Raw genomic sequence first — 16,859 nt, 5'->3', positions numbered from 1 at the left:
GGGGTCACCGCTGCATCACCTGCTCTGTTCTTTCTTGGCCTCTTCGCTGAGTTCGACGACGAGTTTTGCCGCATCCACCTCGTCTTCCCGGTAATGCGTGCTGCCGTCGACGTCAGTCACCTCAAAGACCTGTTGATCTTCACCGCGACGTAACACCTCAGGCACTTCAATTCCTTCCAGCTTTTTGACGGTGACGGCCATAAAACCTCCTCGCGTTGCCTGCATGCCGGTGGCACGGCTGATGTGAATGTAAAACTCGGATCTCAAGGGCATACGGCCGTTCAATTTTCCTTCCTGCAAAAAACATTGAACCATTCTAATGGCGATCTGCCCTATCCCTCGCGCGGCGTCGTCCGCATCCCTACCCTCATCAAGATATTGCCTCATGAAGAATATGAAAAAGCTCCTGATCGCGGCGTTCTGCCTGTCCAGTCTCTCGCTCAATGCATACGCCGCCGAAATCTCCGGCGCACTCGGCGCCACCAGTCAGGGCGGTCTCACGGCCCGCGTCGGCTTGGGTTTCGATTGGGACAAGCGCTGGATGGAAAGCTCGACGGGCAAACTGACCGGCTACTGGGATCTGGGTTACACCTATTGGGAGGCTGGCGATGAGGCTGGCGGCCGTCATTCCGTGTCCTTCGCCCCGGTGTTCGTGTACGAATTCGGAAACGGCCACGTCAAGCCATTCGTAGAAGCAGGCATCGGCGTCGCGATGTTTTCAGGCACCACGGCGGGCGATCAGAAATTCGGTTCGGCCTTCAACTTTGAAGACCGCCTGGGCGCCGGCCTCAAGATCGGGGACACGCAAAAGGTAGGGTTGCGCGTCACCCATTACTCCAACGCGGGCATCAAAGAGCCGAACGACGGGATCGAATCCTACGCGTTGTTCTATAGCCATTCGATCTGACGCGAACTCGCCGCCCGTAGAAAATGGGGTGGCAGGTTTTTCACCTGCCACCCGCCCGCAGCACTGAGACCCTTGCGGGGCTGCGGAACCAACATTTTCAACGATTTGTCAGAACCTTAACTATCCGTTTGACGAGCAATGATATGGCCGATTGGTACAGTAAATCGTTGGGGCATGGGGCGCCCGTCTACCACCGTTTGAGAATTCTGGACGAACTCCGGCTGTTGCTGTGCCCGATGGCTGAATCGCCCTATCGCCTGATGATCGACGCCGCGACGGCAGAAACGTTTGTATTTTTCTCGAGCGAGCACGCCGAGATAGCACTGGCATTCGGGGCGCGGGCCTGCGCGTCTCCCGACGAAAACGCAGAGCATCTTGTCGACTTGCAGTATCGCCCCGTCATCATCACTGACAGCACTCGCGAACTGCTGCAACCGACGCCGCTGACCGCGTCCTGAAGACGCCACCGACGAAACCTGTCCAACGAGACGCTCTCTGAAAAGAGGGCTAGCGCACGCCTTCGCTTTGGATAGAATAGCTGTCCGCAACAACCAGCAGCATCAGCCCCGCCCCGTACACTCATCGTGTTGCTGGCTGAATCAGTAGAGGACTGAGACGTGGAACAGTTAAAACGCCTGAAAAGCGGCATTGAGGGCCTTGATACCCTGTTGAAGGGCGGATTGGTCGCCGGGGCTTCGTATATTGTTCAAGGGCGCCCTGGCTCCGGGAAAACAATCCTTGCGAATCAGATCGGCTTCAACCATGTGCGCAACGGCGCCAATGTCCTCTTCGCCACGTTGCTCGCAGAGCCTCACGATCGCCTGTTCCACTTTCTGTCGACGCTCAGTTTCTTCGACAAAACCCAGATCGGCGGAAAGATCCAGTTCGTCAGCGCGTTTGACACCCTGGAAAATGATGGCCTGGACGAGGTCGTCAAATTGCTGCGGCGGGAAATCAGCAGACAGAAGTCCACGCTGATGATTCTGGATGGCCTCCTGAACGCCCGCTCCCAAGCCGAACTGCCTATCGATACCAAGAAGTTCATTTCCGAACTTCAGGGTCATGCCGCGTTCGCCGGCTGCACCGTCATCTTCCTGACCAGCTCGCAGCTGGACGACGGCAGCCCGGAGCACACCATGGTCGATGGCGTCATCGAGATGGGTGAAGAGACCTTTGGTCCCAGGACCGTTCGCCGCATGAGGCTGCGCAAAACCCGCGGAAGCGGTTCGTTGCCAGGTGCCCACGAGTTTGAAATCACGGACAAGGGCATTGATGTTTACCCAAGGCTCGAAAGCGTCTTGAGCTGTGCGTCAGTGGTTGACCTGGCTTCGATCGCGCCTGTCAGCAGCGGCATCGACTCACTGGATCCGCAGATCGGCGGTGGGCTCGTAGGCTCTTCAGTGACCTTGCTCACGGGCCCGTCCGGCGCCGGGAAAACCTCCATCGGGATGCATTTCCTGAGCAAATGCACGCCGCAGGAGCCGGGGCTGTTATTCGGTTTTTTCGAATCGCCGCAGCGGCTGAGGGTCAAGGCCAACGCGTTCGGTATCGACCTTGACGCCATGCAGAGCAGCGGAGCCCTGCACCTCATCTGGAATCCCACCACGCCCGGTCTGATCGACAAGCTGGGCTACGACTTGCTCAAGGTTGTCGAAGAGAAAGGGATCAAGCGAGTCTTCATCGACAGCCTCAGCGGAATGGGCCGCGTCGCGGCGGACAAGAGCAGAATTCATGACCTGCTCGCCGCGCTGATGGCGGAATTGCGGACCCGAGGCGTCACCACCATGGCCTCGTGGGAGACGCAGACACTGCTGGGCAGTGAGATCGATGCACCGGCTTCGGACCTCTCAAGCATCGTGGACAATCTGCTCCTCATCCGATTCGCACGAAAAGGTTCTGAACTTAAACGCGAGCTTTTTATTCTGAAAATCAGGGACAGCGCCTACGACCCCTCTCTGCTGGAGGTGGCCATAGGTGATTTCGGGGTAGCCGTGAATAAGGTCTGACTCATGCACATGTTTAAAACGACACAGCGAGTCTGGCTTGCACGACCAAGCACATTTGACTGGCTCCGACGAGCGCTCACGTCATGACGACCATTCTTATCGTCGACGACGAATACCTGATTGCAGACATTCTGAGCTTTGCGCTTGAGGATGAGGGGTACATGACCGTCACCGCTGGAAGCGGAAAGAAGGCGCTGGAAATCCTGGACAGGGAGCGCCCGGACCTCATCATCACCGACTTCATGATGCCCGGCATGACTGGTATCGAGTTTGCGGACGCGGTGAGGAGCAGAGATCTTCACGCCGCCACGCCAATCATGCTCATGAGCGGGGCACAGGCTTACCTCGGCGTTGCGCGCCCGGACCTCTTCATCGAGGTCCTGGATAAACCGTTTGATATCGATGTGGTGGTCGACAAGATCAAAGCGCTGGTTGCCAGAAGCTGACCGGCGCCCCGTTGCCTGTCTCGGGTCTCAGTGACGGTTCCTCACAGCGCCGTGCCACGCGTACGCAGAATCTGCAATATCAGGGCTCTGCCCAGCATCCCCCGCCCTCACGCCAGACCGTATTCGGGAATCAGAGCCTGCGCGGGATCAGGGTAACTCCCCTGAACACCCACACAGACCTTCGATCAGAACGTCATGCTGGCCGTGAGCCGAGCGGTTCTCAACGCACCCTCTTCCACCTGGAGCTTGCTGCTGCCAGTCGTCGACGGGTAGTACTCCTTGTTGAACAGGTTGTCGATGTTCAGTTGCAGGCTGGTTTTGTAGTCTCGGGTCGGCAGGTCCCAGCGAACGAACGCATCGGCCAGGGTGTAGCTGTCGAGCCAGAAGCTGTTGGCATCGTCCCCCGGACGCTGGCCGACGTAGCGAGCACCGGCGCCGACATGCCACTTGCCCGTATCAGCCGGCAGCGCGAGATGGTGAGTCAGGTAGAGGCTGGCGCTGTGCATCGGCGCGTTAGGCAGACGATTGCCTTCCTGCTCGGGCGACTCGTCGTTCTTCAACACTTCTGTATGGTCGTACGCATAGGTGCCGATAACGCTCCAGTTTTGGGCGATCTCACCGGTCACATCCAGCTCGACCCCGCGTGAGCGTGCTTTACCCACCGCTTCGTCGATGCTGTCGCCATTGCTTTGCAGCACGCTGTTCACGAGGTTCTTTTTAACGATGTCGTAGACCGCCAGGTTCACGTTGAGCTTTTCGACTGGCGTGTATTTGATCCCGGCTTCGTAGCTGCGACCTTCAGTGGGTTTGAAGCTGTTGCCTGCATCATCGGCGTCGTTGGGCACGAAGGAACGGCTGTAGTTGGCATAGAGCGCCACCGTTTCCGTTGGCTGATAGACGATCCCGCCAAACGGAATAAATTTATCCCCGTTGGAATCAGCGCCCGGCGCATACGCGCTGCCCAGCCCCTGATCGCTGTACTGATCCCAGTGCTCCTGACGCCCGCCGAACACCAGAATCCACTGGTCGTTCAGGTGCCAGTTGTCCTTGAAGTACGCCGAAGTGGTGACGAGGTTGTTTTGCGCATTGCTCTGTGCGGCGCTGATGGTCACAGGTTCGGCGAGGTTGCCGTAAGCGGGATTCTGAATGTTGAGGTTGCCGGCCGTGGTGCTGGTATTGCGGTAGGTTTTGCCACGGTATTTATCCAGCGATTCGTTGTCGATGCCGACCGTGATCTCGTGCCGTTGCCCGAATATCTGCTGGTCGCCCAGGAAATCCAGCGCGGTATAGCGGCTTTCGTAATCGTAATGGCCACCGTTGGCGATTCGCCGCAAGGTGTTGCCGTTTAACGTGCTGGGCTGTGCAATGGCCAGACTGTAGCGATCCTCCGTCCAGCCATAGGTCAGGCGGCTGCGCCAATCGTCGTTGAGCTGATACTCGAACTTGGCGGTCGTGCTTTGGCTGATACCCTGCGTCTTCGCCCAACGCTCATCCAGACGATCGCGGTAGCTGATGTCCGCAGGATGCCCACCCACAAACACCGTGCCGCGATCAAACGGGCTGGCGTAGTCGTTGTAGGTGTAGGCCAGCGAGAAACTGGCACGATCACCCACCCAGGCAATCGAGGGCGCAATCAGCGTGTGTTCGTCGACACCGTAGTTGCGCCAGTAATCTTCATGGCTGCGTTCGGCGATCAGACGATAAGCGAGGCCGGTATCGCCCAGCGGGCCGGTCGTGTCGACGCCGAAAGACCCGCCGCCCTCGCTGTAACCTGACCCGGTCAGCGTCGTGCTGCGGGTGAACTGCGGCTGTTTGCTGATCACGTTAATAAGCCCGCCGGGCTCAAGCGCGCCGTACATCAGTGATGCGGGCCCCTTCAGCACTTCCACATGATCGGTGGTGGCGCCCAGGTTGTGGCCGATGGCCGAACGGATGCCGTCGCGCAGGATGGAGTTGTCGTCGTTGCTGCCGAAACCGCGTTTGATCACCGCGTCCTTGGTGCCGCCCAAGGTGTTGGTCTGCGTGACACCGCTGACGAAACGCATCGCATCATTGAGGTCCTTCACCTGATAGTCATCGAGCGTTTGTGCCGTCACGGTGTTGACGGTCTGCGCCTCATCGCGGTTCTGGGTCGATCCTCTGCTCGCGGTGCTGTTGTCGGCGCGGGTATAGCTGCTGGCCTCACCCCTGGCGTCATACGTGGACTCAATGGTGCTGACCGGAAGCTCGGTGACCGGCTGGGCGGCCATCGCCAGACACGGCAGGGCCGAACACAAAAGGAGCGAAGCATTGGTGCGGTTGAGCAGCATGACCACGTGAGTGACTCCGTAGAGAAAAGCGAAAGAGAATGATTCCTATCTCTCTACACGGGTCGAAACGGCATTTACCTCACAGGTTTTTGAAAAATATTTTCGGCTGGATGAAAACACGGCACCACAGACCTGACACCGACGGTGCAGCACAGCGGCAAATCCGGCGTCCGTGGAGGGAGCAATGGCGACCTCGACTCAAGAAATAGGGTTGATCCAGAAGTGCGGGAGCCCGCCATCCGCACAGACGCCATGGGTGTGATGACTCTCTTGCGCCGGGCGCTGATACCCTGTCGGAACTATCGCTTTGCAACCGACTCGCATAGCAATCCACCCTGCCTCTGATGGACTTGAGTCTCTATGATCCAGCCGCCCGCGACAGACAGTCTGTCGTTCCTGCCTCCGAGTAAACTTGGCGAGCTGATTCGTCACCACGACTGGTCCTCAAGTGGTTTGGGCGCCCCTGCGCTGTGGCCGCAGAGTCTTAAAACGGTGACGTCGATGCTGCTCGCATCCCCGGTGCCCATCGTGCTGCTGTGGGGCGCCAAGGGCATCATGATCTACAACGACGCCTATTCCGTTTTTGCCGGGGAGCGCCATCCCCGCCTGTTGGGTTCTGAAGTCCGAAAAGGCTGGGCGGAAGTCGCCGACTTCAATGACCAGGTCATGCGCATCGGCCTGTCGGGCCAGACCCTGGCCTACAAAGACCAAGAGCTGACGCTGTATCGCCATGGGCACGCGGAGCAGGTCTGGATGGACCTGGATTATTCCCCCGTTTATGACGAAAGTGGCACGCCTGCCGGTGTGATTGCCATTGTCGTGGAGACCACATCGAGGATCCTGGCACGCCGCAACCTTCAGCAAAGCGAACAGCGCTTCCGCGCGCTGGTCAACGCAACGGCTGACGTCGTGTATCGGGTATCACCCGACTGGCGCAACCTGCGTCAACTCGACGGTAAAGGTTTCCTTGAAGACGGCATCCCTTCCGACCTCAGTTGGCTGGACACCTACGTCCCGCCGCAACACCAGCCGCAGGTCAATCTGGCGATCAAAGAAGCGATCCGCACTAAAAGCACGTTCACCCTCGAGCACCCGGTCATACGGACCGATGGAACGTTGGGCTGGGTGCTGTCCCGCGCCGTTCCACTGTTTGACGAGCACGGCGAAATCATCGAATGGTTCGGCACCGCCACAGACGTTACCGGGCGCAGGGAAGCGGAAGAAGCACTGCGGGCCAATGAGCGGCGGCTGCATTTTCTGGATGCGCTGGGGAAGGAAACCGCCCGCAGCAACGACGCCGACGTCATCATGGCCACCACCACGCGGATGCTGGGCGAACACCTGCAGATCGCCGTCTGTGCCTATGCCGACATGGAGTCGGATGAGGACAGTTTCACCATCCGCGGCGACTGGCATGCGCCCGGCTCGACCAGCATTGTCGGGCATTACCGTCTGGCTGACTTCGGCAAACTGGCAATGCGCAACCTGCATTCGGGCCTGCCATTGATCCTGAACGACAACGCAGGCGAGCTGGAACCCGTCGAGGCTCAGGCGTTTCTGAGCATCGGGCTGGCGGCCACGGTTTGCATGCCGTTGGTGAAGGACGGTCGGCTCACGGCACTGATGGCGATTCATGACCGGGTTCCCCGCCAGTGGGCCCCGCGCGAACTGTCGATGCTGGCCGAAGTGGCCGAGCGGTCCTGGGCGCATATCGAACGGGTGCGCGCCGAGTCCAGACGCCGCGACAGCGAAGAGCGCTTTCGCCTCGACCTTGAGGCCCGGGTGCTCGAGCGCACCGAGGCCTTGCGCCAGAGCGAAGCCAACATTCGTCGCACCGAGCAAGCCTTGCATCAATCGCAGAAAATGGAGGCGTTAGGCAGTCTCACAGGCGGCATTGCCCATGACTTCAACAACCTGCTGATGGCGGTCATTGGCAGCCTTGAGCTGTTGCGTCGGCGAATGCCACCGACCCCGCACCTCCTGCAACTGGTCGATAACGCGCGCACGGGCGCAGAGCGAGGCGCCACGCTGATCGCCCGCATGCTGGCGTTCGCACGCAGGCAAGAACTGCGGGCTGAGGCTGTCGAACTCGGTGAATTGATCACGGGCATGAGCGAACTGCTGCAACGCTCCCTCGGGCCCACCATCGAGCTGCAGATAACCCCCGCGTCCGCCGCGGTCTGGGTGCTCACCGACCCCAATCAGCTGGAAGCGGCGCTGCTGAATCTGGCTGTCAATGCGCGCGACGCCATGGACGGCCAAGGGCAGATCAGAATCGAAGCAAGCCTGCGGACCGTGCTGGCAGCGGACGCACAGCTCAACCCCGGAGAATACGGGTGCCTTTGCGTCATCGACACCGGCACAGGCATGGACGAAGAGACGCTCAAGCGCGCGACTGAACCGTTCTTCACCACCAAGGGCATCGGGCAAGGCACTGGCTTGGGCTTGTCCATGGTGCACGGTTTGGTTCAGCAATCAGGCGGGGCGTTGCGTTTGTGCAGCAGCCCGGGTATCGGAACGACCGCCGCGCTGTGGTTACCGGCCACAACAGCCCCCGCACAGGCGCTGGATACAGGCTCGCAACAACCGGTGCGCGACCTGGCTCACCCTGCCGCGTGGGACATTCTGGCGGTGGACGACGATGAGCTGGTGCTGCTCAGCACCGTGGAGATGCTCAGGGACATGGGGCATCGCGTGCAGGCCGTACGTTCCGCGCACGAAGCGCTGAGCTGGCTGGATCGGCAACGATTCGACATGGTGATCTCCGATCACGCCATGCCCCACATGACGGGGGCCCAACTGGCGGCCCTGGTCTGCGAGCGCTGGCCGGACCTGCCGCTGATCCTGGTCTCGGGGTATGCGGAAATGGTCACCGGGCTCCCTGCGCAAATCCCTCGCCTCGCCAAGCCATTCTCTCAAGCGCAATTGATGGAGGTGATGAGCGCTGTCGCGGCGAAACGGCCCTCAACCCCCGATGCTGACGACCCTGAACGCTAGCCGCCTTAGCCCTGGCCGCCGTTCGATGGCAAACTCTTCTTCATTTGATCCTTTCGGAGACCACCATGCTGCGTGCATTTGAGCGTTGGCTCGACCCCTTCCCACCCGACGAAGTCCCGCCACCTCCCGACGGGCTGGCGCGTTTCCTGTGGGCCTGCACGCGTGGCGCCCGGGGCTATATCCTCGCGCTCGCGTTGCTCAGCGCCGGGGTGTCGATCTACGAAGCCTGGCTGTTTTCCTTCCTGGGCCAGGTCGTGGACTTGCTCTCGACCTGGAAGACCGGCGGCGCGGTGACCGATCAGGAACGTCACGTGTTGTGGGGCATCGGCATTGTGTTGTTGACCAGTATCGGGCTGGTGGCGTTGCGCACGATGGTCCAGCACCAGATTTTGGCGATCAACCTGCCGTTGCGTCTGCGCTGGGACTTCCATCGCCTGATGCTGCGCCAGAGTCTGTCGTTCTTTTCCGATGAATTCTCAGGCCGGGTCACCACCAAGGTGATGCAGACCGCACTGTCCGTACGTGAAGTGCTGTTCACCCTTATCGAAATCGCGCCCGGAATCGGCGTGTATTTCATCGCGATCATCGCACTGGCCGGTGGCTTCGCGCTGAAGCTGATGCTCCCGTTCATAGCCTGGATCGTATTGTTCGGGCTGGCCATGTGGTACTTCGTGCCGCGCCTGGGGAAAGTCGGGCAGGAACAGGCCAATGCGCGGTCGTCGATGACCGGACGGATCTCGGACGCCTACACCAACATCACCACCGTCAAATTGTTCTCCCATTCCAAACGTGAAGCGCACTTCGCACGCGCGGCCATGGAAGACTTCAAGCAGACCGGCTTCCGGCAGATGCGCCTCGTGAGCCAGTTCGAGATCGTCAACCAGGCGCTGGTGGTCGGATTGATTCTGGCAGCCGGCGGCTACGCGCTGTGGTTGTGGCATCAAGACGAAGTCGGCGCAGGCGCCGTCGCCGCGATTACCGCGATGGCGTTGCGCATCAACGGCATGTCTCACTGGATCATGTGGCAAATGACGTCCCTGTTCGAAAACATCGGCACGGTACAGGATGGCATGGCGACCCTGACCCGCGGCCCCAAGGTTCAGGATGCGCCGCACGCAAGCGTACTGGTGACCTCCGGCGGCGCCGTGACCTTCGACAAGGTGAGCTTCAATTACGGTGGGGAGCGGCAAGTGCTCGACGGGTTGAGCCTGAGCATCCAGCCGGGTGAAAAGATTGGCCTGGTCGGTCGCTCCGGCGCGGGCAAATCCACGCTCATCAACCTGCTGCTGCGCTTCTACGACGTGGACAGCGGCGAGATCCGCATCGACGGGCAGAACATCGCGCACGTCACCCAGGACAGCCTGCGCAGCGCCATCGGCATGGTCACTCAGGACACCTCCCTGCTCCACCGCTCCATTCGCGACAACATCGCCTACGGCCGACCCGACGCGACCGACGCTCAGATTCACAGCGCCGCAGCCAACGCCCAGGCCGACGGTTTCATCCGCCAGCTCAGCGACAAGCAGGGACACACCGGGTACGACACCCTGGTGGGCGAGCGCGGTATCAAGCTTTCGGGCGGTCAGCGTCAACGGGTCGCGATTGCGCGGGTGATGCTCAAGAACGCTCCCATCCTGCTGCTGGACGAGGCGACCAGCGCGCTGGACTCAGAAGTCGAAGTCGCCATTCAGGAAAGCCTGGATGAAATGATGGAAGGCAAAACCGTGATCGCCATCGCCCACCGGCTGTCCACGATAGCCGCCATGGACCGACTCATCGTCATGGATGACGGCCGTATCATCGAGCAAGGCACGCACACTGAATTGCTCGCGAAAAACGGCGTCTATGCACGGCTGTGGCAGCACCAGAGTGGCGGGTTTCTGGGTGAGGATCAGGGGGTGGTCGAGGCGAGCGAGCAGGCTTGAGGGTTGTAGGCATTGGGCGATCAACGCTGATCGCCCAGGCTTCGCCGTCATTAATTGACGAACAGTAACGCGACCGCCGACACCTGCATCGCTGGATCAGAAAGAGTCCGACCCGGAAGCCGGCGCCCCATGTTGCACAAACGGCACAGGCTGAACACCCTCCGCGCCCGCAGTTTTCGGCTTACCTTTGAGCGCTTCCATCAACTGCGCGGTCGCACTGGCGAGTGAAGCGTTGAGACTGGCAAGTTGTTGGTTGATGGCTTCAATACGTTGAGTCTTTTCATCGTCGGACACGTTTTTAGATGACTGGATTGACTGCAGTTGCGCCTGCTGCTCCTGAAGGGCTTGTTGCAACTCTTTAATGTGCTCGCGAATTTTCGCGATTTCCTTGGCCTCAGTATTCGCCGGTTTTTTGCTGTCGCTCTGCGCGGACGCAAAGGCCTGCAACCCCTCAACAGAGAGATTGACTTTGACGGCGTCGCGAGGCTGGATACTGCTGCTCACCTCGGCCGCCGTCAAAGCAGGCTGAACAGTGATTCTTGCATCAATGTCTCGATTAGAGGGGATGATCGAGTGATGGATAGTGACACCAGAAAGGGTATTCATTGTTCATTCCCTGTTTGAATAAACGTCTTGGTTTTGTCTGGTCATGACAGTGCGCCAACCGCCGTTGCAGTGAACAGAACGATAAGGTTCATCGTGACGATGTCCATGAAGAGTGCCAATAGTTGGAAATCCTTATAATGCCGTCAAGCGCGAAATCTCTCATGGCACTTATTCAGGGTTAATTGTCCGCTTGGGGCGTTACTTACAGAGTGGACGTTTGCAACCCACGTTAAAAACATCAACTTCACACTGAATAACTGTTTCATCAGCGCGAAACTTAAAACGTCCCGCGGATGACAGATCACACTTGGCCGTTACGCCATTGCCTTCATGCTGGACTTGCCAACGCCGAGGGCTCACGCCTTTCACTCGTCTGAACAAGCGCGTGAAATACGACTGATCCGTGAACCCGCACTCAAGGGCAATCTGATTAATCGTCAGGCGTCGGTCCTTTAACAGTTGTTCGGCTTTCGACAGTTTTTCCCGCCGGAGCCAGTCATGCGGCGAAAGCCCGGTAGAATTTTTAAACGCCCGAGAAAAGTGGCTTCTGGACAGAGCACACGCTTTGGCGACTTTTTCGACCGTCCCTCGCTCTACCATCAGTTGAGACATGAGCACCTGCGCCTTCTTGACTCTCCAAGGGGCTAATCGCTCTCTGGAACGCTTCCAGTCAGCGGCATTTTCCGATTGCATCGATTTGTCTTCCAGGCTTCATCCAAACTTCTTCACCGATCCACGGCGCGCCGACAATCGTCTCGCGACACCTTTGCGGTCAGCAAAACACCCCTCGCTGCAGCGCAACGAAGGGCTTCGCGTTGCTCGACCCTCAGTCAGGTCATCAGTAATCCCAGAACCCCGCTACCCACCGAAAGGCGTCGCCGTCGACGGCGATTCGACCCACCGACGGAAACGGCAGGTGGGTCGCGACGAACAGCTCCCCACTGGCCGCGGCTTCTTGCAGCAACCGAACGCGCACCCGGACCGACTCCTCGGGATCATGTTCGAACCCGTTCTGCCAGTCGGGGTGCTCGAAGGCCACCGGGAACAGCGCGTCGCCGGCGAATGTCAGCCGTTCGCCGCAGGAGTTCACATAAACCACACAATGCCCTGGTGTATGGCCCCCTGTAACCTTGGCAACTACGCCGGGCGCGACTTCATATTCGTCCTCGAAGGTGCGCACCTTGCTGCCGTATTCATTCATGAACTGATTGGCAGTCGTGCGCAAAACATCAGGGACAGGCTCAGGCATAGACGTCTGCGAAAAGTCAGGCGCTTTCCAGAACGCGACTTCGCTCGCCGCCACGTGGATACGGATGTCCGGACGCAACCGGGCTTTCACCTCCTCGACCAGCAGCCCGCCAATATGGTCCATGTGCATATGGGTAATGATCACGTCAGTCACGGCAGACAGCTCGATACCCGCCGCTTTCAAACGCTTGGGGAACTGACCTGCGCGCGGGAATCCGGGGAATTGTCCGCCCAGCCCCGCATCGACCAGAATGACCTGCTCGCCGCTGCGCACGACCAGTACATTCAGTGCCCAGTCGAAGGCATCAGGCCCCAGAAACATGTCCTTGAACCAGGCGGCGCGCACGACCGGGTCGACGTTGGTGGACATGGTCTCGGTCGGCAGCGGCAGAACACCGTCGCTGACCACCATCACGTCGATGTCGCCGACACGCAGCGCATAGCGCGACGGAACGAGCTCTTCAAACCCGGCGGCGCCAATGGGTTGATGCCCGTCCAGCGTCGACGACGACTGCCCACTGTCCGGCAGAAACGACGATGCCCGTGGGGCGGGATGATTGAGGTAGGTTGTCATGGTGGTTCTCCTTAGGCTCGGCTCAGACATTCAGGCGCGCGGCTGGGTTACCGCGCGAGCGATGAATCGCTCAGGGGGAAAGTCTGCGCCGCCGCCTCTTGGGCCCGGAACCACACTTGGGTATATATTTTTCATCCTCATTGAGGGATGTAAATCACCCGTGAGGGTGGACGCGAGCGCCGCTGAACACGATCGCGAACCCGAAGCGCTCGGGGTCAGTCGTAGAACGTGGCCATCTCACTCAGCGGGCTTCGTGGCGTCTCGATATGATTTTCCAGCCGTTCGGAATCAGCCCACCCCAATGCCATGCCCGCCACCACCATGTCCTGCGCCGGGATGTCCAGTTCCTCGCGCAGGACCGCATGCTGCAGCGACCATATTTGCTGAGGACACGTGTCCAGTCCGCGCGCTTTGGCCGCCAGCATGATGTTCTGCAGAAAACAGCCATAACAGATGAAATTCGCGCGCTCGAGCTTGCGATCCATGATGAATATCAGGCCGACTGGCGCATCGAAGAATCGGTATTGGCGCTCGATGTTGAGCATCCGTAACGCTTTCTCCGTGCGAGGACACCCCTGCGCTTCGCCCAACTGATCCCGAAATAAATAGACGCGTTGTGCGTAGGGCTCATGCAGCTCAGCCGGAAAAAAAGGGTATTCAGGGGTCAGGCTTTCCGGGGCAATACGATACCGCTGCACCGCGCGCTCGGTCACACGTCCCAACGTACGGCCAGTCATCACGATGCAACGCCACGGCTGGCTGTTGCTGGAACTTGGTGCAAACCGCGCGACCTCAAGAATGTCCCTGAGGGTTTCAGGCGCGACGGGTTTGTCGAGATAACCTCGCTTGGAGCGTCGGTCCCGTATCAATTGATCGATGGAAAAAGTCTCGGCCATCTGTGTGCGCTGCTCGTTGAACATCCATGGGACAGGACACGGGCGCGCACAATCACACGCCACTCTCCTGCGCCAGCACGATCGTTTCTCTGCAGATGAGAATGTTTAGCTTAACGAGTTTAGGCCCGGATCCCGGGATTGAAAACGCGTCGGTCGGAATCGTGCGCAGAAGGGATCATGAACCCGTCAGGCGCTTTTAAGCCAGCGCAGGAAGCCACCTTTTTTGATCGCCACGGGTTTTTGAAGCAACAGCGATTGCCGCACGCCCTGACGGAACAACTGCAACTTGTTGAGCGCCGCCTTGAATTCATCGCCCTGTTCCAGATAAGCACGCAACGTGACCTGGTCGATGCGGAACAGCACACACCCCGTGATACAGCGGAACTGCGCCCGTGATCGACCCTCTGACAAAATCCCCTCCTCGCCCAGCACTTCACCGGGCCCCATGCGCGCGGCTTCGAGCAGTCGCTCCCCGTCATGCACGGACGCCGACATCACGCCCGTGCTGATGACCATCAAGAAGTCGGACACCTGGGCCAGCTCGAGCACCACCTGACCGGGAATGCACTCGACCATGCGCATGTCCTGAGCCAATTGGTCACGCTGAACCTCGCTCAAGGAGCGAAAGATCTTCACGTCCTCCAGCAGCAACCTCTGTCGGCTCCAGCGCTGTGACTGCGCCCCCTGAACAGCGGGACCAAGGGGTGCGCTGCCCAGGCTTATGCCCGCCGCTTCCAGATGTCGATGGGCAAGATCGAACAAGTGATTGCAGACTTCCGTTCGCTGGCCTATCGATACAATGAAGCCTCGCGCCTCGTACTCGATGAACTCAGGGCCTGCGCCCTTCACCGAGGCCTTGGGCGGGTGGGACGCGAGCAGATGCCGTGTGCCTTGCAGCGCCCGCTCCAGCGCCTCGATCACCCGGCCGGGGCGCACATGCGCTGCGACCTGCAAGGTGATGTTGACCCCGTGAAGATCAACAGGACGGCTGAAATTGAGCACTTTGGCGTTGGCGACAATTGAGTTCGGAATCACCGCCATGCTGCCGTGGGAGGTGATGAGGTGAGTCGCTCGCCAGTCGATGTCGACCACCTTTCCCTCAATACTGTCGATCTTCACGTAATCATCGACCTGATACGGTTTGGTGGTGTTGAGCACAACGCCGGAGAACAGATCGCTCAAGGTGCTGCGCAACGCCAGACCGCCGACGATCGCCATCCCGCCGGACGTGGCCAACAACCCCTTGACCGGCAATTGCATGACGTAGCCAGCGGCGGCGACGATCGCAACCAGAAAGATGCCCGCGCCGAGGATGTCTTGGAACAGTCTCGCGGCGTGCTCGCCCCGGTTGAAGAACATCGCGCTTAACACCACGGTCGGCGTCCGTGCGGCGAAGAACCACCACAGCACCGCGAGTACCGTACTCAGCATGTTCAGTGCGACATTGTCAGGCCACGGCGACGGCTGTAACGGACTGACGCCGATTGCGATGATCAGCCAGGAAAACAGCAGAAAAAGAAAAATGCGCACCAGCGTTCGATGCAGCATGCGAACCGAGGGCGTCAGATGCCACACCAACAGGTCCAACGCCAGCAATACGAAACCGGCAATCAGCGAGCAGATCTGCGGAAAGTCCAACGGCACGTCTCCCTGCCATTCACGAAAAAAGCCCGTCCCGGACGAACCGGGACAGGCGAACACTTGAAAGCCGTGATTACGCGACAGGGATTGAGGGGTCCGCCGCGGCCAATGCCGCCGTGCGATCGGCGACAGGTGGGTAAATCCATACGGAATTGATCTGCCGCTTGAGCTGCTTGGCCTCGTCCTTGATCAGCTTGACCTGACGGTCCCAGCCTTCGGTGTACACCGCACCCCATTCGCCCAGATCCAGGCATGTCACATATTTGGGTTGGCGGTAGGGTTGGGTCGCCGCGCCGATCAACTCGGCAGCGACGTTATTGCCAGCATGGCGCCCCAGCGAGATAGCATGCTGGCACGACATGGCGGCGAAGTTGCCCAGATCATCGGTCGCCGCATAGGCGGTATCGCCCGCTGCGTAAATATCCGGCTGCCCGACCACTTTGAGGTTGTGATCCACGTACAACCGGCCCAAGGGGTCACGCTCGCCCGGGATCTGAGCGGTCAGAGGGCTGGCACGGAACCCCACTGTCCAGATCACCGTCATGGCCTCGATGTGGCGCCCGTCATCGAGGGTGACTCCGTTGGCGTCGACAGCGGCGACCGTGGCGCCCAGGTACCATTCAAGGCCCAAGGCCTCACTGGCCTGAACGATAGAGGGGCTGATGCCTTCGCCAAACGCCGCCCCGATCTTCGGACCGCGCTCGACGACGATGACGCGCACGCTTGCATCTTCCCCCAGCAGCGCACGCATGCGTTGGGGCATTTCAGTTGCGGTTTCGATGCCGGTGAAACCACCGCCGCACACCACGACGGTGTTGCGTGCGACGGAATCCGGCTGCTCAGCCAACGCATGCAGATGCGCCTCGAGTCGAGCCGCCGCCTCGAGGGTGTCGACATCGAACGCGTGCTCGCTGACGCCCTCAAGGTTCGGCCGCATGACGTGACTGCCGGTCGCCAGCACCAGTCGGTCGTAGGGCATCGACTGTCGCTCACCGCGAGCATCGACGTACTCGACCGTCTTGGCCGCCACCTCGATTCTGTCTGCCATGCCCTGCACGAACCTGATGCCGGCAACCTCGAACAAGGCCTGCAGGCCGGCCTTCATCTCATGCACATCGGGTTCATAAAAGCGGGGTCGAATGCGCAATTCGGCCTGTGGGGCCAAGACGCTGATCTCGACGTCCTGACGGTCATTGAGGTCAAGCTGACGCGCGGCGCTCAAGGCACTCCAGACGCCGCCGAATCCAGCGCCAATTACCAGGATTTGCTGTTTCATTGTTCTGTGCTCCGGGCTTATTTCCCAG

Annotated in this window: 14 protein-coding genes; 6 read left to right on the top strand and 8 right to left on the bottom strand. The window is 59.8% G+C overall.

The features are described from left to right. Nucleotides 1-15: 15 nt before the first annotated feature. Nucleotides 16-201: a hypothetical protein gene (locus tag BLS87_RS33530; protein WP_074750186.1), complete on the bottom strand. Its 186-nt coding sequence runs from the start codon at nt 199-201 to the stop codon at nt 16-18. A gap of 193 nt (nt 202-394) precedes the next feature. On the opposite strand from BLS87_RS33530, the gene BLS87_RS00595 reads away from it, so the two are divergent. The 4 genes from BLS87_RS00595 to BLS87_RS00580 all read left to right on the top strand — a co-directional run bounded on the left by BLS87_RS00595 (nt 395) and on the right by BLS87_RS00580 (nt 3,359). Beyond that, nucleotides 395-907: an acyloxyacyl hydrolase gene (locus BLS87_RS00595; RefSeq protein WP_208605127.1), complete on the top strand. Its 513-nt coding sequence runs from the start codon at nt 395-397 to the stop codon at nt 905-907. 143 nt (nt 908-1,050) lie between these two features. Further along, nucleotides 1,051-1,365, top strand: a complete 315-nt coding sequence (locus BLS87_RS00590) for a hypothetical protein (protein WP_074749466.1) — start codon at nt 1,051-1,053, stop codon at nt 1,363-1,365. 159 nt (nt 1,366-1,524) lie between these two features. Continuing rightward, nucleotides 1,525-2,913 (top strand): ATPase domain-containing protein, encoded by a 1,389-nt coding sequence (locus BLS87_RS00585; protein WP_074749465.1) that lies wholly within the window; start codon nt 1,525-1,527, stop codon nt 2,911-2,913. A gap of 83 nt (nt 2,914-2,996) precedes the next feature. Next, complete coding sequence (locus BLS87_RS00580) at nt 2,997-3,359, top strand: response regulator (RefSeq protein WP_074749464.1); 363 nt, start codon at nt 2,997-2,999, stop codon at nt 3,357-3,359. 185 nt (nt 3,360-3,544) lie between these two features. On the opposite strand, the gene BLS87_RS00575 is transcribed toward BLS87_RS00580, so the two are convergent. Further along, the gene (locus tag BLS87_RS00575) at nt 3,545-5,668 is read right to left on the bottom strand and encodes a TonB-dependent siderophore receptor (protein WP_074750184.1); all 2,124 of its coding nucleotides are present in this window, start codon (nt 5,666-5,668) and stop codon (nt 3,545-3,547) included. Nucleotides 5,669-6,169: 501 nt separating this feature from the next. Between BLS87_RS00575 and BLS87_RS00570 the strand changes: the two genes are divergently transcribed. Both BLS87_RS00570 and BLS87_RS00565 read left to right on the top strand, forming a co-directional pair. Continuing rightward, complete coding sequence (locus BLS87_RS00570) at nt 6,170-8,665, top strand: ATP-binding protein (protein ID WP_425262185.1); 2,496 nt, start codon at nt 6,170-6,172, stop codon at nt 8,663-8,665. 65 nt (nt 8,666-8,730) lie between these two features. Further along, entirely contained in the window at nt 8,731-10,590 is a 1,860-nt protein-coding gene (locus BLS87_RS00565; protein ID WP_074749462.1) for an ABC transporter ATP-binding protein, read from the top strand. 96 nt (nt 10,591-10,686) lie between these two features. Here the strand turns inward: BLS87_RS00565 and BLS87_RS00560 are convergent, their stop codons facing one another. The 6 genes from BLS87_RS00560 to BLS87_RS00535 all read right to left on the bottom strand — a co-directional run bounded on the left by BLS87_RS00560 (nt 10,687) and on the right by BLS87_RS00535 (nt 16,831). Beyond that, nucleotides 10,687-11,196 (bottom strand): hypothetical protein, encoded by a 510-nt coding sequence (locus tag BLS87_RS00560; protein ID WP_074749461.1) that lies wholly within the window; start codon nt 11,194-11,196, stop codon nt 10,687-10,689. Between the two features lie 198 nt (nt 11,197-11,394). Further along, entirely contained in the window at nt 11,395-11,889 is a 495-nt protein-coding gene (locus tag BLS87_RS00555) for a helix-turn-helix domain-containing protein (RefSeq protein ID WP_074749460.1), read from the bottom strand. A 145-nt stretch (nt 11,890-12,034) separates the two neighbouring features. Then, complete coding sequence (locus BLS87_RS00550) at nt 12,035-13,018, bottom strand: MBL fold metallo-hydrolase (RefSeq protein WP_074749459.1); 984 nt, start codon at nt 13,016-13,018, stop codon at nt 12,035-12,037. Nucleotides 13,019-13,233: 215 nt separating this feature from the next. Further along, nucleotides 13,234-13,914 (bottom strand): nitroreductase, encoded by a 681-nt coding sequence (locus tag BLS87_RS00545; protein WP_074750182.1) that lies wholly within the window; start codon nt 13,912-13,914, stop codon nt 13,234-13,236. Between the two features lie 186 nt (nt 13,915-14,100). Then, nucleotides 14,101-15,558 (bottom strand): mechanosensitive ion channel domain-containing protein, encoded by a 1,458-nt coding sequence (locus BLS87_RS00540; RefSeq protein ID WP_425262184.1) that lies wholly within the window; start codon nt 15,556-15,558, stop codon nt 14,101-14,103. A gap of 70 nt (nt 15,559-15,628) precedes the next feature. Beyond that, the gene (locus BLS87_RS00535) at nt 15,629-16,831 is read right to left on the bottom strand and encodes an NAD(P)/FAD-dependent oxidoreductase (RefSeq protein ID WP_074749457.1); all 1,203 of its coding nucleotides are present in this window, start codon (nt 16,829-16,831) and stop codon (nt 15,629-15,631) included. Between the last annotated feature and the right edge of the window lie 28 nt (nt 16,832-16,859).

The sequence above is a fragment of the Pseudomonas abietaniphila genome (genome assembly GCF_900100795.1).
GTDB classification, from domain to species: Bacteria; Pseudomonadota; Gammaproteobacteria; order Pseudomonadales; family Pseudomonadaceae; genus Aquipseudomonas; species Aquipseudomonas abietaniphila.
Note: the sequence above shows the minus strand (reverse complement) of the source record. Positions and strands in the feature narration are given on the sequence as shown.